The organism is Pseudomonas sp. B1(2018), assembly GCF_003097365.1.
Taxonomy (GTDB): Bacteria; Pseudomonadota; Gammaproteobacteria; order Pseudomonadales; family Pseudomonadaceae; genus Aquipseudomonas; species Aquipseudomonas laurylsulfatiphila.
In genome coordinates this window covers 54907-78065 of the sequence record NZ_PYUK01000005.1, presented here as the reverse complement: position 1 = coordinate 78065, position 23159 = coordinate 54907, and the positions used below count along the sequence as shown (strand labels likewise).

Below are 23159 nucleotides of genomic sequence, written 5' to 3'. Positions count from 1 at the left end.
GCCCTCTGTAGGAGCTGCCGCAGGCTGCGATCTTTTGATCTTTAAAATCAACGTCAAAAGATCGCAGCCTGCGGCAGCTCCTACAAGGGATCTGGCCTAATGTGAAACAGGAGTTGTTTATGAGCTACGAAACGATTTTGCTGGAAACCCACGGCCGCGTTGGCCTGATCACCCTCAACCGTCCTCAGGCGTTGAACGCGTTGAACGCGCAGATCGTCAGCGAACTGAACCAGGCCCTCGATGGTTTCGAGGCGGATGCGAACATCGGCTGTATCGTCCTGACCGGTTCGAAAAAGGCGTTTGCCGCGGGTGCCGACATCAAGGAAATGGCCGAGCTGACCTACCCGCAGATCTACCTCGACGACCTGTTCAGCGACAGCGACCGCGTCGCCAACCGCCGCAAGCCGATCATCGCGGCGGTCAACGGTTTTGCCCTGGGTGGCGGCTGTGAGCTGGCGCTGATGTGCGATTTCATCCTGGCTGGCGACAACGCCAAGTTCGGCCAGCCGGAAATCAACCTCGGCGTGCTGCCGGGCATGGGCGGCACCCAACGCCTGACCCGCGCCGTGGGCAAGGCCAAGGCCATGGAAATGTGCCTGAGCGGGCGTTTGATCGATGCCGTGGAAGCGGAGCGTTGCGGCATCGTGGCGCGGATCGTGCCAAGCGATGAGCTGCTGGATGAAGCGCTGAAAGTCGCGGCGTTGATCGCCAGGAAGTCGCTGCCGATTGCGATGATGGTCAAGGAAAGCGTCAACCGTGCCTTTGAAGTGAGCCTGGCCGAAGGCGTGCGCTTTGAGCGTCGGGTGTTCCATGCGGCATTTGCGACGCAGGATCAGAAGGAAGGCATGGCGGCGTTCATTGCCAAGCGTGAGGCGGCGTTCGTCGGTAAGTAATGCGGCGTCTTCGCTGACGCTATCGCTGGCAAGCCAGCTCCCACAGGGTCCGGGGTGTACACAACATGGGTGAACAACCGAGAACACTGTGGGAGCTGGCTTGCCAGCGATGCCTTTAAGGCTTCAAACCAGTTTACAGCCAAAAGATCGCAGCCTTCGGCAGCTCCTACAGGGCTTTGTGTAGGAGCTGCCGAAGGCTGCGATCTTTTGCTTTAAACCAGGTAATTCTTCAGTTCGCGGGCAATCACCATCCGCTGAATCTCGCTCGAGCCTTCGTAGATCTGCGTGATCCGCGCATCCCGGTAGTACTTCTCCACCGGATAATCTTCCAGATACCCATACCCGCCATGAATCTGAATCGCGGACGAGCAGACCTTTTCCGCCATTTCCGACGCAAACAGCTTGGCCTGTGACGCCTCCGACAGGCAGGGCTTGCCGGCCGTGCGCAGGCGCGCAGCGTGCAGGATCATCAACCGTGCGGCGTTCAGCTGCATGTGCATGTCGGCCAGCAGGTTGGCGATGCTCTGGTGTTCGTTGATCGTCTTGCCAAACTGCACCCGGTCACGGGAATAGGCCAGCGCCGCTTCGAACGCCGCGCGGGCGATGCCCAGCGCCTGGGCGGCGATGCCGATACGACCGCCTTCGAGGTTGGACAGGGCGATGGCCAGGCCTTTGCCGCGTTCACCCAGCAGATTGGCTTCGGGGATGGTGCAGTTGTTCAGGGTGACGGCGCAGGTGTCGGACGCGCGGATACCCATTTTGTGTTCAGTGCGGTCAACGATAAAACCGGCGGTATCGGTCGGTACCAGGAACGCCGAGATGCCGCGTTTGCCCAGGTCCGGATCGGTCACGGCAAATACAATCGCCAGCTTGGCGCGCTTGCCGTTGCTGACGAATTGCTTGGCGCCGTTGATCACCCATTGGCCGTCGCGCAGTTCGGCGCGGGTGCGCAGGTTGTGCGCTTCGGAACCGGCCTGGGGTTCGGTCAGGCAGAAGCAGCCGATGACCTTTCCGCTGGCCAGGTCCGCCAGCCAGGTCTGTTTCTGTTCTTCGCTGCCGTAGTTGAGCACCGGCCCGCAGCCCACGGAGTTGTGGATGCTCATGAAGGCGCCGGTAGCGCCGTCGCCGGCGGAAATCTCCTCTACCGCCAGCGCATAGGCCACGTAGTCGACATAGGTGCCGCCCCATTCCTCGGGGACCACCATGCCCAGCAGGCCCAGCTCACCCATTTTCGCCACCAGGCCGTCATCGATCCAGCCGGCCTTTTCCCAGGCCTGGGCGTGGGGCGCGATTTCGCCACGGGCAAAATCCCGGGCCATGTCGCGGATCATCACTTGCTCTTCGCTCAATTCGATATCGTGCATGGCTCAGCCCTCGTTCCGGTCAAACCCGCTGAAGAAGCTCGCCACGTGTTCGGCGTCCAGCGCCTGAAGAGTGGGCGGATTCCAGCGTGGTGTCTTGTCTTTGTCGATCAGCAAGGCGCGCACGCCTTCGATCAGGTCGCCGCGCTCGAACCACTGGCGGTCCAGGTGAAGCTCAAGGGCGAAACATTGTTCAAGGGGCAGCTCGCGTCCGCGACGGAGCATTTCCAGAGTGACGCCCATGGCTAGCGGCGAGCGGGTTTCCAGCAGGTCGGCGGTGGTGACGGCCCACGCATGGCTGTCGGCGACCGTGACCTGGCGCAGTTGCTCCACAATACTCGGCACGTCGGGTTGGGCGAAGAAGTGGTCGATGGCCGGACGCAACGCACTCAACGGTGCGTCGGGCAGTTGCTGCACGGCGAGTGTTGCCAGCAGGCCCTGCAGGTCCTTGAGCGGCGTGTCGTGCCATTCGAGCTGGTCGAGTTTTTCGTCCAGTGTGCCCAGCCTGGCGCTTTCGAGGTACCAGTCGGCCAGGCCGCAATACAGCGCATCGGCGGCGCGAATCTGCACGCCGCTGACGCCCAGGTAAATCCCCAGTTCACCGGGGATGCGCGGCAGGAAGTAGCTGCCGCCGACGTCCGGGAAATAGCCGATGCCGACTTCCGGCATCGCCAGGCGGCTTTTTTCGGTGACCACGCGCAAGTCTGCGCCTTGCACCAGGCCCATGCCGCCGCCGAGGACAAAACCGTCCATCAGCGCCAGCACCGGTTTGCGGTAATGGTGGATCGTGAGGTCGAGGGCGTATTCCTCGACGAAGAAATCTTCGTGCAGGGTGTCGCCGTTTTTGAAGCTGTCATGCAGCGAACGAATGTCGCCGCCGGCGCAGAAGGCTTTTTCGCCGGCACCGCGCAGGACCACCGCATGCACGTGCGGGTCGTGGGCCCAGGCGTCGAGCTGGCGCTGCAGGTTGCGCACCATGTCCAGGGTCAGGGCATTGAGGCCGGCGGGGCGGTTGAGGGTCAGGTGACCGATGTGGTTGCGAACCTCGGCCAGCACTTCGTTTTGCATGGCATCCATGGACAGCGTCCCCTTCGATGTAACCTGAGCAGTCATCACTAACTCCCTGCTTTTATTGTTCTTTATCGAGATGCTCGCGCGCGAGCGATGGCGGATCGTATCAGTGCAATTTTGCCTTATACAAGCCGGATAAGTGCAGGTTGTCTGTGCATTTTTGCATGTAGATGTCCGGCATTGTTACAGCGTAGACCACGGCGGATTCAGGTAAACGCCGCGAGCAGATCCTCTTCGAAGGCCTTCTGCGCATCCCCGGCCACCTGTGCCCGGTGCCTGGCCAGGTGAAACGCGACGTCGAAACTCATGTCGCTGCGCACCGACCGCAGCAATCCCTTGTCTTCCCAGGTGCGGGCAAAGTGGCTGGGCAGATAACCGATGTGCTTGCCGGACAGGATGAAGGCGAGGGTGCCTTCGACCTGTTCCGAACGGGCCGAACACCGCTCGCCCTGAAAGGGCTCGTCACTGCGCAGGAAACGGTAGGGGTGACCGACCCGGTCGCAGGCTTGCAGGTCCTGATCGTCCGGGTTCGCGTGGGTGAACAGCGGATGGCCGGGGGCGCAATACAGGTGCTGGGTTTCAATGAACAGTTCGCGGTAGTCAAACGCGCTTTGCACCTGCGAGAAGTAGCCGATGGCCAGGTCCAGCCGCTGTTGCAGCAGCAAGCGCTCCATCTCGCCGGGCATGGCGCTGATCAGCTCGATGCGCACCGACTCGTCCCGTTCACGAAAGCGCCGGATCGCCTCGGCCACCCGCTGCAACACCGATTGATCCAGCGCCTCGGACAGGCCCAGGCGCACTTCGCCGATCAAGCGCCCGGCGACGCCGTTGGACTGATGGCGGAAGGCTTCGATGGACTCGAACAGTCCACGGGTGGCGCTGAGGAGTTGTTCGCCCTTGGGCGTGATCCTGAACCCGCCTTTACCGCGACTGCACAGCCGATAGCCGAGGCGGGTTTCCAGCTTGGCCATCTGCTGGCTGATGCTCGACTGGCTCAACCCCAGTTGGCCCTGGGCGGCGCTGAAACCGCCGCACTCCACCACGCTGACAAACAGACGCAACAGGTGCAGGTCCAGATCATGCAGTTGGCCGAGCATCAAACATTACTCCGTCATAAAGTCAGGTTAATTAACTTGATATTTCACCAATGTATCCGACGACGCATCCTGCAACCACTTCCTCTGGTCAGGTGTTCGTCATGGCTCCCATGTTCAAGCTGTGTTTACCCGCGTTATTCCTTGCCATGGCCGCATCGGCCCAGGCCGAGGACAAGGTGGTCAATCTGTACAGTTGGGCCGATTACGTCGCCCCCGAAACCCTGCAACGGTTCGAGCAGGAAACCGGCATTCATGTGCGCTATGACACCTTTGATTCTTCGGAAGTGCTGGAGACCAAGTTGCTCACCGGCGGCAGCGGTTATGACGTGGTGGTGCCGTCCTCCAGCGTGCTGGCCCGGGGCCTTGCCGCCGGGGCGCTGAAACCGATTCCCCACGAAGGCCTCAAGGGTTACGCCAACCTCGATCCGGATTTGCTGGAAAAGCTCGCCGCCGTCGATCCCGGCAACCGCTATGGCGTGCCTTATACCTGGGGCACCCTGGGTTTGGGCATGAACGTCGAGGCGCTCAAGCAGCGCTTGCCGGACGTACCGCTCAACAGCCTGGATCTGCTGTTCAAACCCGAGTACGCGAGCAAGTTGAAGGATTGCGGCATCGCCATTCTCGATTCGCCCCAGGAGGTGATCGGGCTCGCTCTGCATTACCTGGGTAAAGATCCCTACAGCACCGACAAGAACGATCTGTCAGCTGCCGAGGCGTTGCTGCATCAGCTGCAGCCGAACGTGTTGTACGTCGCCACCGGGCGGCAGATCAGCGACCTGGCCAATGGCAGCGTGTGCCTGGCGTTGACCTACAACGGTGACGCGAGCATGGCTGCCGACCAGGCGCGCAAAGCCAACAAACCCTATGAAATTGCCTACCGGATTCCCCGGGAGGGCACCCTCGTCTGGCAGGACAACCTGGCGATTCCAAAGGATGCGCCGCACCCCGAAGCCGCCCGTGCCTTTATCGAGTTCATGTTGCGCCCCGAGTCCGTGGCGGCGCTGACCAACACCCTGTTTTTCGCCACGGCGAACCAGGCCGCCACGCCCCTGGTGGATGAAGCGGTGCGCACCGACCCGGACATCTATCCGTTGGCCGATGTGCGCGAGCGGCTGTACGCCGACCGCAGCATGAACCTCAAGGACCTGCGTCAGCGCACTCGCCTGTGGACCACTTTTCGTAGCCGCCAGTAAGAAAAAGACAAGGAGCCTTCAATGGACGTCCCGATGCAAAACGATCAAGCCCTTACCCGTGACAGCCTTTACGGCACGGCCGCCGAAAGTACCTACGCCGGCATCACCAGTTTCATGCGTCGCCGCTACAGCCGTGACTTGCGCGGGGTCGACGTGGCGGTCAGCGGTGTGCCGTTCGACACCGCCACCAGCAACCGCCCCGGCGCACGCTTCGGACCACGGGGCATTCGCGCCGCCTCCGCCGGGATCGCCTGGGAGCGGCACTGGCCGTGGGCCTTCGATCCGTTCGACCATCTCGCGGTGATCGATTTCGGCGATTGCAATTTCGATTACGGTTCGCCGCAATCGACGCCGGAATGCATCGAGGCCCACGCCGAGCACATCCTCAACGCCGGCACGGCCATGCTGACCTTTGGCGGCGACCATTTCATCACTTATCCGCTGCTCAAGGCCCATGCCCGCAAACACGGGGTATTGTCGCTGATCCACTTCGACGCCCACAGCGACACCTGGCCGGACGAAGAGGGCAAGCGCATCGACCACGGCACCATGTTCTGGCACGCGGCCAGGGAAGGGCTGGTCGACCCGTCGCGGTCGGTGCAAATCGGCTTGCGCACCACCAATGACGATCATCAGGGCTTTCAAGTGCTGGATGCGCGACAGGTGCATCGCCGTGGTTGCGAAGCGATTGTCGAGGCGATTCGCGCGCGGGTCGGCGATAACCCGGTGTACCTGACCTTCGACATCGACTGCCTCGATCCGGCATTCGCTCCAGGTACCGGAACACCGGTGTGCGGCGGCCTGAGCACGGTGCAGGCGCTGGAGATCCTCGGCGGCCTGCGCGGAATCAACCTGGTGGGCATGGACGTGGTGGAAGTGGCGCCGGCCTATGACAGTGCGGAGATCACCTCACTGGCGGCCGCGACGCTGGCGATGGAGATGTTGTGTCTGTATGCGGCAAGACACAAGGTCGATAAGTAGTACGCGGTCGAAATGTGGGAGCGGGCTTGCTCGCGAAAGCGGTGTGTCATTCAACACCAATGTCGACTGATACGACGCCTTCGCGAGCAAGCCCGCTCCCACAGTTTGGATTGGTGTCAGGCCACTGGAACGATTGGCAGGTCGAGGACCTGACCACCGCTGAACCGCGCGAACGAACCTGAGATGGATTCGTGCGGCACGCCTTTGGCCACTTCACTGCCGCCGTCCAGTCGCGCCATTTGCTCAGCACTCAACTGCACATCCAGCGCCCCCAACGTGGCGTCCAACTGTTCACGTGTCCGCGAACCGAGGATCGGAATCAGCGCCGTGGTCGAGCGTTTGGCCTTTTCCCGCAACCAGGCAATGGCCACGTGGGTCGGGCTGGCGTCGAGTTCGGCGGCGACGTCGATCAAGGTGTCGAGCAGGGCGGTTTCGCGGGCGCTTTTTTCAGCATGAATCAGCACGCCGAGCTTGTTCGCGCGGTTGTCGCCTTGGCTGTTGCGATATTTACCGGTCAGGAAGCCGCCACCCAGGGGCGACCACAGCGTCGCGGCCAGGCCAAGGGCTTCGGCCATCGGCAGCTGTTCGCGCTCGGCGGTGCGTTCGGCGAGGCTGTACTCGACCTGGATCGCAGCGATCGGCGCAAAGCCACGTACTTCGGCCAGCAGGTCGGCGCGGGCGATGCGCCACGCGGGGAAGTTCGACAGCCCGGCGTAGTGGATCTTGCCGGCACTGACCAGGTCGTCGAAGCCGCGCAGGATCTCTTCCATGGGGGTGACGCCGTCGCTCATGTGGGCCCAGAACAGGTCGATGTGATCGGTCTTCAGTCGTTTCAGGCTCTCTTCGACGGCGCGTACCATGTTCTTGCGGCTGTTGCCGGTGTGGGAAATACCGGCCGCCGGTGTAGTCCCCAGGGTGTATTTGGTGGCGATGACCAGGCTATCCCGTTCCGCCTGGATGAATTCGCTGAGCATGGCCTCGGACTGCCCGCCCTGATAGCCATTGGCGGTGTCGATGAAGTTGCCGCCGGCTTCCAGGTAGCCATCAAAAATGCGCCTGGCTTCGTCACGCTCGGCGCCATGGCCCCAGCCGGTACCGAAATTACCGGCGCCCAAGGCCAGTTCGGACACTCGCAAGCCGGTTTTACGGCCGAAAACTTTGTAATGCATGGGATAACTCCAGAGGGGTGATGGCAGGATTTATAGATGATGCATGACATGTATAAAAAATGATGCCTATCATTTAAATCGTCAAGGTGCATTTCTTTCCTGCATAAAACCGCCGATCGCCGGTCACGACATCCATGCGCAATGGCATACTGCCGCCCATGACTATCGAATCCCCCTTAAGCGCCTGGCAGCACGCGATCGAGCAAAAGGGCTTCGTCCAGGACGAGGCCCAGGAGCATGCCGTGTGGGCGCTGCAAAAATGCCACGAAGCGCTGCATGAAGGCCGCTCAGCCGTTTCCGGCGTGTACCTGTGGGGGCCGGTGGGGCGGGGTAAGACCTGGCTCATGGACCAGTTCTACCAAAGCCTGCAAGTACCGGCGCGGCGCCAGCACTTTCACCACTTCATGGGCTGGGTGCACCAGCGTTCGTTTCAACTGACCGGCACCGCCGACCCGCTCAAGGCGTTGGCCCGTGAGTTGTCCGAAGAAGTGCGCGTGCTGTGTTTCGACGAGTTGTTCGTCAATGACATCGGCGACGCGATCATTCTCGGGCGCCTGTTCCAGGTGATGTTCGAGCAGGGCGTCGTGGTGGTCTGCACCTCCAACCTGCCGCCGGACCAGTTGTACGCCGACGGCTTCAATCGTGACCGTTTCATGCCCGCCATCGCCGCGATCAAGCAACACATGCAGGTGATCGCGGTGGATGGCGGGGAAGACCATCGCCTGCATCCGGGGGCTGCTTCCCAGCGCTATTGGGTGGCCGAGCCGGGCACGCCCGGTGCGCTGGGCGAAGTGTTCCAGGCGTTGAGCGCCGGCCAGTCGGCATCGAGCGAGCCGGTCCCGGTCGGTTACCGCTCGCTGGAGGTGGTCAAGGCCAGCCCGACCGTGCTCTGGACCCGCTACGCCGCGCTGTGCGAGCAACCCTTCGCGGCCATGGATTTCATCGCCCTGTGCGATACCTACGGCGCTATTCTGTTGGGGGACGTACCCAACCTCAGCGCGCAAAAACGTGCCGGGCGCATCGCCCGCGGTACCGAGGACGGTGTCGAGCGGGTGGAAGCGGGGGACCGCGAGCTGCCGCAATTGTCGGTGCATGACGACGGCGTAAGACGTTTCATCGCGCTGGTGGACGAGTGCTACGACCGCAAGGTGCCGCTGTACCTTGAGGCGCAAGTGCCGATGGCAGCGCTTTATACCGAGGGTTACCTGGAATTTCCGTTCCGCCGCACCCTCAGTCGATTGCAGGAAATGCAGTTGCAACGGTTTGCCGAAGTCTGATCGGGAGCAGCACACATGAATCAGCCCCTGTCGCATCACCTGCTGACCATGGCTTATCAGAACGCCTGGGCCAACCACCGACTGGCCAAGGCCTGGAGGCAGTTGAGCCCACAGGAGTTGATCGCCGCGCGGGTCAGCTTCTTCCCCAGCATCCGCGCGACCCTCAACCACATCCTCACCTGCGACTGGTTTTATGTGGATGCGCTGGAGCGCGAAATGCGCGGCGATGATCCGCACCCCGATTACCGGGTGTTTTTCAAGGAAGACGAACCCTGCCTCATCGCGTCGGACCTGGTTCGTGAACAGGCCCATGTCGACCGTCGATTGATCGCTTACTGCGAGCAGCTGCGCGACGCCAGCCTCGGCAAAATCGTGACCATCGCCCGCGACACGCCGCAACACGACAGCCGTTTGCGCCTGCTGTCCCATTTGTTCGAACACCAGATCCATCATCGCGGTCAGGTCCACGCCATGCTCAGCGGCACCTCGGTCAAGCCGCCGCAACTCGACGAGTTTTTCTGCGCCGGCGAGTCGCACTTGCGGGCCGAGGACTTTGCCGAGCTGGGGTGGACGGAAGCACTGATCTGGGGCGCTTGAACGGCAAAGAATTGCGCGGTGGTGATTGTCGATACCCGGGTGCTCGCGCTATGGTCCGCCGGCACTTCAGCGTGAAATACATGCTGGGGGCTACTTCATGTGTGATCGAGGATGGAAATGGACTCCGCAGAAATTCTTGTGCTTCAGGCCAGCTACACCAATCCGGTGCATGCCGAGGCTATTTGTCTGGTGTTGAACCACTACGCCGAGGACCCGATGGGGGGCGGCCAGCCGTTGCCGGCCCATGTCCTGGAGCAACTCCCGGCAGAGCTTGCCAGGCGTCCCCACGCTTTCAGTGTGCTGGCTTTTGTCGGGGGCGAGCCGGCGGGGCTGATCAATTGCTTCGAGGGGTTCTCGACCTTTGCCTGCCGGCCGTTGGTCAATGTGCACGACGTGTCGGTGGTGAAAAAATTTCGCGGCCTGGGCCTGAGCCAGAAGATGCTGCAAAAGGTCGAGGACATCGCGCGTCAGCGGGGTTGCTGCAAGCTCACCCTGGAAGTGCTGGAAGGCAATGCCGTGGCGCAGGGCTCGTATGAAAAAGCCGGTTTCGCCGCCGGCATGTTCGACCCGGCCCATGGACGCATGCTGTTCTGGACCAAGAGCCTCTAACTCGACAGAACGTTTTTTGGGTTTTTCACTTTCCGCGTGCAGCCTGCGATCTTTTGATCTTCAAACGTCAAAAGATCGCAGCCTTCGGCAGCTCCTACGGGATTGGTGTACGCGCTTTGATCACGGGTGTACGCGGTCGATGTAGGAGCTGGCGCAGCCTGCGATCTTTTGATTTTCAGCGGTCGCTTTGGCGTCAACGTCAAAAGATCGCAGCCTTCGGCAGCTCCTACGGGATTGGTGTACGCGCTTTGATCACGGGTGTACGCGGTCAATGTAGGAGCTGGCGCAGCCTGCGATGGTCGTTAACGATGACGCGGGTGAGCGGGATGAACGCGGCGCACTTGGGGCCATCGCCAGCAGGCTGGCTCCTACAGTGTCAGTGTCCTGGGAATGCGTGAAGAACCCAAAAAAAGGGCGTCCATCAGGACGCCCAAACGTTCTTCTGCGACTGTGGAGCCGCAGTCAGAGGATCATTTCGGTCTGTAGGTTTCCGTCATTTGTGCGGTTTGATCGTCAGGCACCCGTAGTCCGATGCTCGGGATCGGATGGCCGAGGGCTGCTTGCTGGGCCAGTCGCAGACTTTCGAAGTAATAGCGCATGCGTTCGGCTCCACCTTCGGCGAATGCGCTGGTCGAACCCAGCGCCATCAGGCCGGCGAGGATCACGGCGGTGCGTTTCATGGTATGCCTCCCACTAAAGTTGTCGGATGCCTTTCGTCCATGAATCAATGAAGCAGTGTCGAAATGGCATTATCCGCCGATTCGCTTAAATGGGAATGGATTTCACCGCTGGCCTTGCCATGAAAAAGGGGCCGGAATCGGCCCCTGAAAGGATTACTGCTGAACGACTGCGGGTGACGTTTTCGGCTTCATCAGGCTGAAGTCGATCAACGCCCGCTGCTCTCGCTCATAGGGGTTGCCGATCATCAATGGCCGGGCCTTGAAACTGTCGCTGACCACACTCTTGCTGCGATCGAGTTCGTCGAAGCTCAGGCCTGCCAGATCTGCCCAGGTGTGGATCAGATGCGAGCTGCTGTAAGGACGCGACAGATCGCCGGCGAGGTTCCAGTCATGGCTTGCCCGCCATTTCGGCGAAGCCCAGGCCATGAACGGAATGGTGTACATCGGAGCCGTCGGCTTGTTCTCGTTGCGCCCCAGGGTACTGTGACCCGCGGAATCGAACACGTCTTCGCCATGGTCGGAGAGGTACAGCAGGAAGCCGTTCGGATCGGTTCTGGCGTAGTCCTTGATCAGGCTGGACACCACGAAGTCGTTGTACAGCACGGCATTGTCATAGCTGTTGTACGTCGGCACCTGATCGTCACGTACGCCGGCCGGAACGCCGCTGCGGTCCTGGAACTTGTCGAAGGCCTGTGGGTAGCGGTACTGGTAGCTCATGTGCGTGCCGAGCAGATGCACGACGATGAGTTTGCGCGGCGCCGCGTCGGCCAGGGCCTTGTTGAACGGCTCGATCACGTCGCCGTCGTACTGCGCGGCGTTCTGGTTGCGGTTGTTGTTCAGGTACACCTGTTCGTCGGCCTGTTCGGAGAAGGTCGTGAGCATGGTGTTGCGCTTGGTCATGGTCTGCTGGTTGGTGATCCAGAAGGTTTTGTAACCGGCCTGTTTCATCATGCTGACCAGCGATGGCGTCGACAGGTACAGGTCCGGGTTTTCCTCGTCGGCGAAGGTCAGGACCTGTTGCAGCGCCTCGATGGTGTAGGGGCGCGGGGTGATGACGTTGTCGAAAACGTCCAGTTGATCCTTGAGCTTGTCCAGTTCCGGCGTGGTTTGCCGTGGGTAACCGTACAGGCTCATGCGCTGACGGTTGGTGGACTCGCCGATCACCAGCACCAGGGTGGCAGGCGTATTGGCCATGGCGTCCTTGAGGTTGCGCAGCGGTGCAATCCTGCTGGCACTGTTGAGCATGTCCTGCATGCCGGCCAGGGTTTCCAGGTAACGGTGATAGGCCACGGCCATCTGCCATGGCACCGCCGGCTCGATGCGCGTTTCGAACTTGTCGAAGCCTTCGGCGAAACTGCCGGTGCGCGAGGTTTGCTTGATCAGTGGATAACCGACCACCGCCACGACAATGGCCACCGCTGCCGCGATGGCCTTGCCACGGGGCAGGTACACCGGGCGCAGGCGAGTCCACAGGAAATAGGCAAATGCGCTGTGGGCCAGGAACGCCGGGATCATCCACCAGGCAAAGTACTGGGTCATGTACTCACCGGCTTCAGCCACGTTCGACTCGAACATGATGAAGATGACGCTCTGGGAAAATTCTTGCTGGTAAATGAAGAAGTAGCCCAAGCTCGCCATGGAGCACGCCCACAGTACGACGCCGATCACGGCGGCCATGACACGGGTCTGTTTGGGGAACAGCAGCATCGGCGCCAGCCAGATCGCGCTCATGACGAAGGCCTGGCGGAATCCGGTAAACCCGGAGGTGCCCGTCAGTTGGATCAGTAGTTGGGTGATGCCGGAAAAGTACCAGAAGAATACAAACAGCCAGACGAATCCGGCCCAATCAAAACCTGCCGCAGTCGTTTTGCTGCGTTCGAACAAAGACATTCAGCGCTCCAGCCGAGAATTCACTACCACCGCCGGGACTTGGAGATCGCGGACGACGAACAAGGGCCGCACGGAACCGGGCGGCCTGGAACTTGTAATTATCGTGAGACAATTGTGAAAATTTCGTGAGTTGCCGGAGACGGCAGGGCGTGAGCCGGTGCGGAAGCAGTGCAGACTGCTCCCGCTAGAGACGGGGGAATCAGGCGAGTGGGGCGCGTTGCACCGCAGCCAGGGGCTGCGTCTGACCCGTTTGCAGCAGCAGTCGCAACTGCGCCAGCTCCTGTTTCAATTGATCGCGTTCGTCCTTCAACTGACGCAATTCATCGCGACGGATAGTGACGTAAAGGGTTTGTGCTGGCAGTGCGGTATGTACTGTGCCCATTGCTCACCTCGCAAATGGCGTGTCTCAACTGTAGAGCCGCGTCGAAATTAACGGCTGATCTACTATCGGCGCCAATTTTGATTTCTTTTGCTCCCGAAGGGAACTTTTTTATTTTTCATTGTCGTTGTGTCTTCGGCTTGATTCCCGACGTTATCCATCAGGATCGGGCACAATGCCCGGAAACTTCACGCCAACGCTCTGGACTAACCTCATGAGTCGCGTTGGGCTATAACCTTTGACACACATTTTATTTGTAGTAGGGAGCATCAGCACATGCAACTCGGGATTATTGGACTGGGCCGCATGGGCGGCAATATTGCGCGGCGCCTGATGCTCAACGGGCACACCACCGTTGTTTACGACCGCAATACCGTCTTTGTCGAAGCCCTGTCCGCTGAGGGTTCCACCGGCGTCGCCGATCTGCCGGCGCTGGTCGCTGGCCTGACCAAACCACGTGCGGTGTGGGTCATGCTGCCGGCAGGCGCACCGACCGAAGAGACCATCGACACCCTGAGCACCTTGCTCGAAGCCGGCGACACCATCATCGACGGCGGCAACACCTTCTATAAGGACGATATCCGCCGGGCCAAAACCCTGTCGGAAAAAGGCCTGCATTACATCGACGTCGGTACATCCGGCGGCGTCTGGGGCCTGGAGCGTGGCTACTGCATGATGATCGGCGGCGATGCCGCGACCGTTAAGCGTCTCGACCCGCTGTTCGCAACCCTGGCCCCGGGCATGGGTGACATCCCGCGTACCAAGGACCGCAAGTCCGACGACGACCGTGCCGAGCGTGGCTACATTCACGCCGGTCCAGCCGGCGCCGGGCATTTCGTGAAGATGATCCACAACGGCATCGAATACGGAATGATGCAGGCCTTCGCCGAAGGCTTCGACATCCTGCAAACCAAAAACAGCGAGAGCCTGCCAGAAGACCAGCGTTTCGACCTGAACGTCGCCGACATCGCCGAAGTCTGGCGTCGTGGCAGCGTGGTGTCCTCGTGGTTGCTCGACCTGACGGCCGACGCCCTGGCCAGTGATCCGAAGCTCGACGGTTTCTCCGGGTCGGTGGCCGACAGCGGTGAAGGTCGCTGGACCATCGAGGCGGCGATGGAGCAAGCGGTGCCGGTGCCGGTGCTGTCGAACTCGCTGTTTTCCCGCTACCGCTCGCGCGGCCAGGGCACCTTTGGCGACAAGGTTCTCTCGGCCCAGCGCTTCGGCTTCGGCGGCCATGTGGAGACCTCGAAAAAATGACCCACGTGATCCGCAGGAAATCCAAGGCTGAACCGGCACCCGCAACGACGCTGTTTCTGTTTGGCGCCCATGGCGACCTGGTCAAGCGTCTGTTGGTGCCGGCGCTGTATAACCTCAAGCGCAACGGGCTGCTCGGGGATGGACTGCGGATCATCGGCGTTGACCACAACGCCATCAGCGATGAAGGTTTTGCGCAAAAGCTCGAAGACTTCATTCGAAACGAGATGGCTGGCAAGGGTGATCACACCCTTGATCCAGCGGTCTGGTCCAAACTTGCCAAAGGCATCAGCTACGTCCAGGGCGATTTCCTGGACGACAGCACTTATCAAGCGCTGGCGGCGAAAATCGCCGACAGCGGAACCGGCAATGCGGTGTTCTACCTGGCCACCGCGCCGCGTTTCTTCAGTGAGGTGGCGCGCCGACTCGGTGCTGCCGGTTTGCTGGAAGAAACCCCCGAGGCTTTCAGGAGGGTGGTGATCGAAAAACCCTTCGGCTCCGACCTGCAAACGGCCGAGGCCTTGAATGCCTGCCTGCTCAAGGTGATGACGGAAAAGCAGATCTACCGGATCGATCACTATCTGGGCAAAGAGACCGTGCAGAACATTCTGGTCAGCCGGTTCTCCAACAGCCTGTTCGAAGCGTTCTGGAACAATCACTACATCGACCACGTGCAGATCACCGCCGCTGAAACCGTCGGCGTGGAAACCCGTGGCAGCTTTTATGAGCACACGGGCGCGCTGCGGGACATGGTGCCCAATCACCTGTTCCAGTTGCTGGCGATGGTGGCGATGGAACCTCCCGCCGCGTTCGGCGCCGATGCGGTGCGCGGCGAGAAAGCCAAGGTCGTCGGCGCGATCAGGCCCTGGACGGTCGAGGAGGCCCGCGCCAACTCGGTACGCGGTCAATACGCCGCGGGTGAAATCGACGGCAAGGCGCTGCCGGGCTATCGCCAGGAAGACAAGGTCGCACCCGACAGCAATACCGAAACCTATGTGGCCCTCAAGGTCATGATCGATAACTGGCGCTGGGTCGGGGTGCCGTTCTACCTGCGCACCGGCAAGCGCATGAGCGTGCGTGACACCGAGATCGTCATCTGTTTCAAACCGGCACCCTATGCGCAGTTTCGCGATACCGAGGTCGATGAACTGCAGCCGACTTATTTGCGCATCCAGATCCAGCCGAACGAAGGCATGTGGTTCGACCTGTTGGCCAAACGTCCCGGTCAGGCCCTGAAAATGGACAACATCGAGCTGGGGTTTGCCTACAAGGACTTCTTCGAGATGCAGCCGTCCACGGGCTACGAAACCCTGATCTACGATTGCCTGACAGGCGATCAGACGTTGTTCCAGCGCGCCGACAACATCGAGAACGGCTGGCGCGCCGTGCAGCCGTTCCTCGATGCCTGGCAGCAGGACGCTAGCGTGCAGAGCTATGCCGCCGGGGAAAACGGCCCGAAGGCCGGCGAAGAATTGCTCACCCGTGACGGTCGCGTCTGGCACCGCCTCGGATAATGTGGGAGCGAGCTTGCTCGCGATAGCGGTCTGTCAGGCACTTGGATGTGAATGTGCCGCCGCCATCGCGAGCAAGCTCTCCCACAGGGGAGGGGGGCTACAGCCAGTAGCTCACCGCATAATGTCTGGCACCACCTCGGATAATGTGGGAGCGAGCTTGCTCGCGATAGCGGTTTGTCAGGCACTTGGATGTGAATGTACCGCCGCCATCGCGAGCAAGCTCTCCCACAGGGGTGGGGGCTACAGCCAGTAGCTCACCGCATAATGTCTGGCACCGCCTCGGATAATGTGGGAGCGAGCTTGCTCGCGATAGCGGTCTGTCAGGCACTTGGATGTGAATGTGCCGCCGCCATCGCGAGCAAGCTCTCCCACAGGGGCGGGGGGCTACAGCCAGTAGCTCACCGCATAATGTCTGGCACCCCCTCGGATAATGTGGGAGCGAGCTTGCTCGCGATAGCGGTTTGTCAGGCACTTGGATGTGAATGTACCGCCGCCATCGCGAGCAAGCTCTCCCACAGAGGGTTGGGGGGTTACAGCCAGTAGCTCACCGCATACCACCCGAGCAAGCCCATGACCACGGTGTACGGCAACGCCATCCAGACCATCCGCCCGTAAGACAGGCGCACCAGCGGTGCGATCGCCGAGGTCAGCAAGAACAGGAACGCCGCCTGGCCGTTGGGCGTCGCAACGCTTGGCAGGTTGGTGCCGGTGTTGATCGCAATGGCCAGCGTTTCGAAATGTTCACGGGTCATCTCACCCGCCATGAATGCGCGCTTCACTTCGGTGATGTAAATGGTCGCGACGAATACGTTGTCACTGATGGCTGACAGAAGGCCGTTGGCAATGAACAGCATGCCCGGTTGTTGGTCCGCCGGCAGCGCCAGTACCCAGTGGATCAGCGGCGAGAACAATTGCTGGTCATGAATCACCGCGACCACGGCGAAAAACACCACCAACAAGGCGGTAAACGGCATGGCGTCCTTGAACGCGGTGCCGAGGCGGTGTTCGTCGGTGATGCCGGTAAACGCGGTGATCAACACGATCACCATCAAGCCGATCAAGCCCACCTCGGCGATGTGAAACGCCAGCCCGGCGATCAGAATCAATGCGGCGGCGCCTTGTACCAGCAGTGCGGCTCGTTGGCGGGCGGTGCGTTCGGCATTGTCTTCGGCGGCGTAGTTGGCCAGCACCGCACGGACGTTATCCGGCAGCAGCGTGCCGTATCCGAACCAGCGCAGCTTTTCCAGCAGGACGCAAGTCACCAGGCCTGCAACCAGTACCGGCAGGGATACAGGCGCAACCTTGGTGAAGAATTCGGAGAAATGCCAACCCATTTCATGGCCGATCAGCAGGTTCTGCGGTTCGCCGACCAGCGTACACACGCCGCCCAGTGCGGTGCCTACGGCACCGTGCATCAACAGGCTGCGCAGAAAGGCGCGGAACTGTTCGAGGTCGCCCTGATGCAGGGTCGGCAATTGTTTGTCGTCGCTGTACTCGCTGTCCTGGCGCGGGTCGTTACCCGAGGCGACGCGGTGATACACCGAGTAAAAGCCTACGGCGGCACTGATGATCACGGCGGTCACGGTCAAGGCATCGAGGAACGCCGACAGAAAGGCCGACAGAAAGCAGAACATCAGGGCCAACGCAGCCTTGGAGCGAACCCCCAACAGCAGACGCGAGAACAGGTACAGCAACAAGTCCTTCATGAAATAGATACCGGCCACCATGAACATCAACAGCAGGATCACCGGGAAATTGTGCAGCAACTCGTCATACAGCGCCTGAGGCGTGGTCATCTTCAGCAGCAGGGCTTCGACCAACAACAGGCCGCCGGGCATCAGCGGATAACACTTGAGCGCCATGGCCAGGGTGAAGATGAACTCCAGCACCAGCAGCCAGCCGGCCGCTACCGGGCCAACGGTCCACAGGACCAGGGCATTGAGAATCAGAAAGCCGACGATGCAGGCCTTGTACCAACGGGGCGAATGCCCGAGAAAGTTGTGCGCGAACGCCTGGGCCATTGAACCGGACATCGGCTGCTCCTTGTTTTAAGAAGCGCGCAACTTGCCGCAAGCGGGTGAGAAGATCAAGCGCAGGAAAAAAGCACGTGCCTACCCCTGATAGCGAGCGATGACCGCCTTGTAGTTTCCATGCAGTGAATAGCCGCCTACGACGATGTTTCCATCGGCCTGCGCCGCGACACAGGTGGCGGTATCCAGACTCGGGCCGAGGCGGGTACGCGTATAGCCGCGGCCATTGCCAAAGTGGTGATCGGGACGGCCGTCGGGCAGGTATCGACCGATCAGGAAGTCTGCTTCGATGCCGCCGATGGTTGCGCCCGCCGTCAGCACACCGCCATCGGGTTGTAGCTGCGCGGTATTCCACTGGCAGCCGTTGTGGCCAATGACCAGGCGTTGCGGCTGGCCGCCGTTGCAGTGATTGTCGGGGCGGCCGTTGCTGTGCATCTTGTACGTCAGGCAGTGCATCGGCTCGCGACTGCAACCAAAACACAAGACGTCTCCATTGATTTGCTGGACCACCTGACTGACTTGGGCGCCATGCCCCTGCGCCTTGAACGTCAGGAATCCGTCCACGGCGAAACTGTCGTCGAGGCGGCCGTCGGCGTGGTAGCGCGCCAGTAAGCCTTCTTCAGGGAAATTGATCGATCCACCCACCAGAACCCGGCCGTCACCCTGTATTGTCAGGCTGCTGAGCCAGGTATTCATCAGCAGGTGCCGGACCACCACAAAGCCACGGCCATTGAACGAGCAGTCCAGCGAGCCTTCGACATCCAACCGTATCAACAGGCCGACGTGATCGGCCAGTTCGAAGTGATGGTTGGCCAGAATCAGGATCCGGCCGTCTCGCTGTACGCCCACATCACAGGCTTCAGCGCCCGGCACACCGGGAGGCAGCCAGATATCGCGCATACCGAGGGACAGACCGCCAGGCAAGCGCACGACGCGGCGGCCATTATCGCCAAAGCTTCGAACCAGGCGACCCTCTTGATCGAACAAGGCCAGGCCCGGGAGCGTGCGGTGTGCGTTATCGTATTGCAGGCCGGCCAGCAGGATATTGCCGCCGGGCATGACCAGTACCTTGGCGCCCATGGCTTCGAACCCGGGTTCGAATTGCCCGATGACGCTGCCTTGCCTGCCGAAGGCAAGGTCTGCCGAGCCATCTTCCAGCAAGCGGGCCAGGCCAAAGCGGCTGCCATCGGCCATGGCGACCTTTGCCGCCACCAGCATACGGCCCCGGGCATCGATTGCGACGTCGTTGGCCATGCTGGAGAGGCTGTCGGCGAAATACACCTGGGTTTTGCCGTTGCCTGCAAAGGTCGTATCGAGAGTGCCGGCAGTGTTCCGGACGGTGGAGCAGGCAATGGCGGACTGGATTGACATGAACCGCATCTCCTTGCGAGTCGTCCTGATCCAGAAGTTTGGGTGGCGACTTTATAAGAGGAATATTCAATCCCTGAATGGGGAGATGCACAACGGTATGAACTAACAGACGGAGAGTCGTTGTGTGCCACAACAGTGTCTTTTCGAACCACTGGCAAGCCTGCAAAGTATCAGGTGCACAGAAGTTCAAACTAATGGGGCAATGAGTGCGTATGGGTGAGAACGATGAACCCAACTAAAAGACGGGGGGAGGGCGCGGATTACCCCGGAGTAATCCGCAAAACGGTTAGTGCGGCATCGACCACGACTGCAGTGTGTAACCTTCCTCGCTCAATTCGGCGCGGGCCTGTTCCAGCAGCAATTCGAGTTGTGCGGGATCGGAATAAGCGCTGCTTGGGATCTGCTTGCGGCCAATGCTGGTGCTGGTGCGGTCGATAACGGTCAGGCTGAGTTCGCCATTACCGTCCTGTGGAGCCCAGGCCACGCATTTGAATGGTTTAAATGCGCGGTCGGCAATCAAAAGTGCTTCGTTGATACGGAGCGGGGCGTTCATAGGGTCTTCTCTCTGTGTGCCCAATCAAGTGATGTGCCGTCGGTTGGGCTTACCGTTCGGCTGGTTACTTGTACTGATGCCCGCAACCGGGGTTCGGGTCACACAACAATCAAAATTAATTTCGACTTTATTTCACAGGCTCAAGAATGAGCCCGGCTTTGAAAGCTGAATGAAAGAAAAGAGTCGTTAGGTAACTATCAAAGTCGCTTCTTATAACTGGATGTATCGTAATCCTATAGTCAAACGGTACAAGGAACTGTCAAGTTCTTGCTAATGTTACAGTCAGGTCCGCCAAATGATTGTTTTTACTAATTTTTCTAAAAATTGGCGCCAAGGAACAGTCATGAGCGATGTGCCAGCTTCACGACGTCTATTAGTGGTGGACCCCTGTGACGATTGCTATCGTCTGCTCCCTGGATTGCGCGCTATCGGTTGGGAAGTTGACAGCTGCACGCTGGAACACGCCACTGACCGAACCTGTGACGTGGGCTTGATACGCCTGCAGCCGTATCACCTTGAGCACCCGGAAGCCGTCAAGGAATTGATCAGCCGCAGTGGCGCAGAGTGGATAGCGGTACTCAACCAGGAAGTGCTGCGACTGCAAAATGTCGGCGACTTTGTCTGTGAGTGGTTTTTTGACTTTCATACCTTGCCGTTCGATGTGTCCAGGGTTCAGGTAACGCTGGGCCGGGCATTTGGCATGGTGCGGTTGCGTGGGCAGGGTACGGTGCATGTTGACCAGCCCGAGCACGAATTGCTCGGCGACAGCAAACCTGTGCGCGAACTGCGAAAGCTCTTGAGCAAACTGGCTCCAACCGAATCTCCGGTATTGATTCGCGGTGAAAGCGGCACCGGCAAGGAGTTGGTCGCACGAACCCTGCATCGTCTGTCCCAGCGTCACAGCAAACCCTTCATCGCGATCAATTGTGGTGCGATTCCCGAACACTTGATCCAGTCCGAGTTGTTCGGCCATGAGAAAGGCGCATTTACCGGCGCACATCAACGCAAGGTCGGACGAATAGAAGCCGCTAACGGCGGCACCCTGTTTCTCGATGAAATCGGTGACCTGCCACTGGAGTTGCAGGCCAATCTGCTGCGGTTCCTCCAGGAAAAACACATCGAGCGGGTGGGCGGCAGTCAGCCGATTCCGGTCGACGCGCGGGTGCTGGCGGCGACGAATGTCGACCTTGAAGCCGCTATCGCGAAGAAACGCTTTCGCGAAGACTTGTATTACCGCCTGAACGTACTGCAGGTGGTGACCGTTCCGCTGCGCGAGCGCCATGGCGACTTGTCGATGCTGGCCAATCACTTCTCCCATTTCTACAGCCGTGAAACCGGACGTCGCCCCCGCAGTTTCAGCGAAGACGCCTTGATTGCCATGGGCAAGCACGACTGGCCAGGCAATGTTCGTGAGCTGGCCAATCGCGTTCGTCGTGGGCTGGTATTGGCCGAAGGCCGGCAGATCGAGGCCCGCGACCTGGGGTTGATCAGTCAACACGCGATTGCCGCGCCGATGGGCACCCTCGAAGAATACAAGACCCGGGCCGAACGCCAGGCGTTGTGCGATGTATTGAACCGCCACTCAGATAACCTGAGTGTCGCCGCCAAAGTATTGGGCGTGTCGCGCCCGACGTTCTACCGGTTGTTGCACAAGCATCAGATTCGTTGAATTCCTGCTTCAAACAAAAAGAATGCTGCAATGAAAATTGCGGGCGCGGCGCGCTTGAGTCCATCGCCAGCAAGCTGGCTCCTACAGTTACAGCGTGGGCATGGCCCCTTGGAGCTGGCTTGCCAGCGATGGTCGTTAACGATAACGCGCGTGAACTGGATGAACGCGGCGCACCGGAGCCCATCGCCAGCAAGCTGGCTCCTACAGTTCCCCTGGATTGCGTGAAGAGCCTGGTCAGAAGTAGTAAGGGAATTTCAGGCTGAACTGGAAGTCCGGGGCGTCGTCCGTCATGCCAATGGACAGGTTGGGTACGATGGTCAGGTTGTCGGTGGCCGCAATGGTCATGCCGATGTTGAAGTAACCGGCGTTGGCATCGCTGGACACCACCGATTGCCAATCCCCGCCATCTTCCTTGAGCTGGCTTTTGCGTTGCACCAGGTCAGAGACCGAGAACGACATGCTCATCTTTTCGTTCAGGGCGAACGCAATGCCGGCGCCAATCTGGAAACTGTCGCCAATGCGAACTTTGCCTGGCGTCTTGAGCGCCGGGTTGGAGCTGATGTCGTCGAAGGATTCTTCCAGGTTGTGCGTGTACGACAGGCTGCCGAACAGCACTGCCGGATCGAAGGTCTTGACCAGGGAGATCCCCGGCGTGATCGACCAGACGCCGTTGCCGGTAGGCAAGGATTCAGGCACGGCCAGGTTGGAGTTGGCGTCCACCCGAACCAGCTTGATGCCGAACGGGTCTTTGCCGGTGGGTGCCTTGACGCGCAAGGTCAACACGGCATCGGGCGTGTTGGCCGACTCGTCGAGGAATTTGTAGGCAATACCGAAGTTGACGTCACCAATGGCCGGGTCTTCCTTGACGGTGTCTTCGGTCGTGACGTTGGCGGCGCCGTTGTTGCCGCCACCGGACTGGTACGTGGACTGACGGTAAACCACCGGCACGTTCAGGTCGAACTGCCAGCGATTGTTGAAGTTGTAGCGGCCGGTGAGGTCCAGCGTCCAGGTGTCGGCCTTGATCCGGTCCAGGTTGATGGCACCGAGAAAGATCGAGTCCAGTGCGAGAAAACCGTTGAGGACCAGTTGGCGGGTATCGTACCGGGAGTAGGTTATCCCGGTTTCGACACTGAACTTGCCACCGCCGAAGAACCCGCTGGCCTCGTCATACAGGTTTGAAACGCTTTGCGCCGGCTGTGAGTCATCGGCCAGCGATTGTCCATACGAACTGCCGCTGCCCCCAGCTGCACCCCCTGAAGCCGCCGCGGCACCGGTGCCGGTGGCGACGTTTGGATTGCCCTTCAGGTCCGCGGGCGACTTGGCCAGGCGTTTGGGCGGGGGTGGCGCAGGCTGTTCTTCGACCTGGCGGACCCGTTGTTCAAGAACCGCCAGGGCCTTTTGCTGGACTTCGTATCGCTGCTTCAACTCCAGAAGCTCTCGTTTGAGAGCCTCCATTTCCGGGTCAGTTGCTGCCTGCACCATCGCCACCGGCAGTAGAGAGCACAAGCAAATAACTGCACGCAGTGATACCGATCGGTACATGAAAAAACCGTCCATTTGTGCCCAATGCT

20 protein-coding genes are annotated in these 23159 nt (G+C 60.3%); 9 read left to right on the top strand and 11 right to left on the bottom strand.

Annotation, left to right across the window (positions count from 1 at the left end; translation table 11 throughout):
- The first annotated feature begins 119 nt into the window (after nucleotides 1-119).
- The gene (locus C9422_RS09350) at nucleotides 120-893 is read left to right on the top strand and encodes an enoyl-CoA hydratase (protein ID WP_116580438.1); all 774 of its coding nucleotides are present in this window, start codon (nucleotides 120-122) and stop codon (nucleotides 891-893) included.
- A 212-nt stretch (nucleotides 894-1105) separates the two neighbouring features.
- On the opposite strand, the gene C9422_RS09345 is transcribed toward C9422_RS09350, so the two are convergent.
- The 3 genes from C9422_RS09345 to C9422_RS09335 all read right to left on the bottom strand — a co-directional run bounded on the left by C9422_RS09345 (nucleotide 1106) and on the right by C9422_RS09335 (nucleotide 4422).
- Nucleotides 1106-2257: an acyl-CoA dehydrogenase family protein gene (locus tag C9422_RS09345; RefSeq protein ID WP_007970104.1), complete on the bottom strand. Its 1152-nt coding sequence runs from the start codon at nucleotides 2255-2257 to the stop codon at nucleotides 1106-1108.
- A 3-nt stretch (nucleotides 2258-2260) separates the two neighbouring features.
- Nucleotides 2261-3367 (bottom strand): enoyl-CoA hydratase/isomerase family protein, encoded by a 1107-nt coding sequence (locus C9422_RS09340; protein WP_116580437.1) that lies wholly within the window; start codon nucleotides 3365-3367, stop codon nucleotides 2261-2263.
- Between the two features lie 164 nt (nucleotides 3368-3531).
- Complete coding sequence (locus C9422_RS09335) at nucleotides 3532-4422, bottom strand: LysR family transcriptional regulator (protein ID WP_116580436.1); 891 nt, start codon at nucleotides 4420-4422, stop codon at nucleotides 3532-3534.
- 101 nt (nucleotides 4423-4523) lie between these two features.
- Here C9422_RS09335 and C9422_RS09330 point away from each other — a divergent pair, with 101 nt between their 5' ends.
- Together C9422_RS09330 and speB are read left to right on the top strand one after the other, a co-directional pair.
- Entirely contained in the window at nucleotides 4524-5615 is a 1092-nt protein-coding gene (locus tag C9422_RS09330; protein WP_116580435.1) for a polyamine ABC transporter substrate-binding protein, read from the top strand.
- A 21-nt stretch (nucleotides 5616-5636) separates the two neighbouring features.
- On the top strand, nucleotides 5637-6596 hold the full coding sequence (gene speB / locus C9422_RS09325) for an agmatinase (protein WP_116580434.1): 960 nt from the start codon (nucleotides 5637-5639) through the stop codon (nucleotides 6594-6596).
- A gap of 116 nt (nucleotides 6597-6712) precedes the next feature.
- On the opposite strand, the gene C9422_RS09320 is transcribed toward speB, so the two are convergent.
- Nucleotides 6713-7765, bottom strand: coding sequence for an aldo/keto reductase (locus C9422_RS09320; RefSeq protein WP_116580433.1), 1053 nt, complete (start codon nucleotides 7763-7765; stop codon nucleotides 6713-6715).
- A gap of 158 nt (nucleotides 7766-7923) precedes the next feature.
- On the opposite strand from C9422_RS09320, the gene zapE reads away from it, so the two are divergent.
- The 3 genes from zapE to C9422_RS09305 all read left to right on the top strand — a co-directional run bounded on the left by zapE (nucleotide 7924) and on the right by C9422_RS09305 (nucleotide 10248).
- Complete coding sequence (gene zapE / locus C9422_RS09315) at nucleotides 7924-9042, top strand: cell division protein ZapE (protein ID WP_116580682.1); 1119 nt, start codon at nucleotides 7924-7926, stop codon at nucleotides 9040-9042.
- 15 nt (nucleotides 9043-9057) lie between these two features.
- On the top strand, nucleotides 9058-9639 hold the full coding sequence (locus C9422_RS09310; RefSeq protein WP_116580432.1) for a DinB family protein: 582 nt from the start codon (nucleotides 9058-9060) through the stop codon (nucleotides 9637-9639).
- 117 nt (nucleotides 9640-9756) lie between these two features.
- Nucleotides 9757-10248, top strand: a complete 492-nt coding sequence (locus C9422_RS09305; protein ID WP_116580681.1) for a GNAT family N-acetyltransferase — start codon at nucleotides 9757-9759, stop codon at nucleotides 10246-10248.
- 470 nt (nucleotides 10249-10718) lie between these two features.
- Here the strand turns inward: C9422_RS09305 and C9422_RS09300 are convergent, their stop codons facing one another.
- The 3 genes from C9422_RS09300 to C9422_RS09290 all read right to left on the bottom strand — a co-directional run bounded on the left by C9422_RS09300 (nucleotide 10719) and on the right by C9422_RS09290 (nucleotide 13200).
- Nucleotides 10719-10928 carry a hypothetical protein gene (locus tag C9422_RS09300; protein ID WP_007970116.1) on the bottom strand — a complete coding sequence of 70 codons (210 nt, stop codon included), beginning with the start codon at nucleotides 10926-10928 and terminating at the stop codon, nucleotides 10719-10721.
- 153 nt (nucleotides 10929-11081) lie between these two features.
- Complete coding sequence (locus tag C9422_RS09295) at nucleotides 11082-12818, bottom strand: phosphoethanolamine transferase CptA (RefSeq protein ID WP_116580431.1); 1737 nt, start codon at nucleotides 12816-12818, stop codon at nucleotides 11082-11084.
- Nucleotides 12819-13017: 199 nt separating this feature from the next.
- Nucleotides 13018-13200 (bottom strand): DUF6026 family protein, encoded by a 183-nt coding sequence (locus tag C9422_RS09290; protein ID WP_007970071.1) that lies wholly within the window; start codon nucleotides 13198-13200, stop codon nucleotides 13018-13020.
- 273 nt (nucleotides 13201-13473) lie between these two features.
- Here C9422_RS09290 and gnd point away from each other — a divergent pair, with 273 nt between their 5' ends.
- Together gnd and zwf are read left to right on the top strand one after the other, a co-directional pair.
- Nucleotides 13474-14454, top strand: coding sequence for a phosphogluconate dehydrogenase (NAD(+)-dependent, decarboxylating) (gene gnd, locus C9422_RS09285; RefSeq protein ID WP_116580430.1), 981 nt, complete (start codon nucleotides 13474-13476; stop codon nucleotides 14452-14454).
- Nucleotides 14451-15965, top strand: a complete 1515-nt coding sequence (gene zwf / locus C9422_RS09280; protein ID WP_116580429.1) for a glucose-6-phosphate dehydrogenase — start codon at nucleotides 14451-14453, stop codon at nucleotides 15963-15965. Before gnd ends, zwf begins: the two co-directional genes overlap by 4 nt.
- 530 nt (nucleotides 15966-16495) lie before the next feature.
- Here zwf and nhaB read toward each other — a convergent pair.
- The 3 genes from nhaB to C9422_RS09265 all read right to left on the bottom strand — a co-directional run bounded on the left by nhaB (nucleotide 16496) and on the right by C9422_RS09265 (nucleotide 19919).
- Nucleotides 16496-17998 (bottom strand): sodium/proton antiporter NhaB, encoded by a 1503-nt coding sequence (gene nhaB, locus C9422_RS09275; protein WP_116580428.1) that lies wholly within the window; start codon nucleotides 17996-17998, stop codon nucleotides 16496-16498.
- 78 nt (nucleotides 17999-18076) lie between these two features.
- Nucleotides 18077-19366: a hypothetical protein gene (locus C9422_RS09270; RefSeq protein WP_116580427.1), complete on the bottom strand. Its 1290-nt coding sequence runs from the start codon at nucleotides 19364-19366 to the stop codon at nucleotides 18077-18079.
- Between the two features lie 286 nt (nucleotides 19367-19652).
- Nucleotides 19653-19919 carry a hypothetical protein gene (locus C9422_RS09265; protein ID WP_007970062.1) on the bottom strand — a complete coding sequence of 89 codons (267 nt, stop codon included), beginning with the start codon at nucleotides 19917-19919 and terminating at the stop codon, nucleotides 19653-19655.
- Nucleotides 19920-20262: 343 nt separating this feature from the next.
- Here C9422_RS09265 and C9422_RS09260 point away from each other — a divergent pair, with 343 nt between their 5' ends.
- Nucleotides 20263-21588: a sigma-54 dependent transcriptional regulator gene (locus C9422_RS09260; RefSeq protein ID WP_116580426.1), complete on the top strand. Its 1326-nt coding sequence runs from the start codon at nucleotides 20263-20265 to the stop codon at nucleotides 21586-21588.
- Nucleotides 21589-21822: 234 nt separating this feature from the next.
- On the opposite strand, the gene C9422_RS09255 is transcribed toward C9422_RS09260, so the two are convergent.
- Nucleotides 21823-23130, bottom strand: a complete 1308-nt coding sequence (locus C9422_RS09255; RefSeq protein WP_116580680.1) for a transporter — start codon at nucleotides 23128-23130, stop codon at nucleotides 21823-21825.
- Nucleotides 23131-23159: the final 29 nt, after the last annotated feature.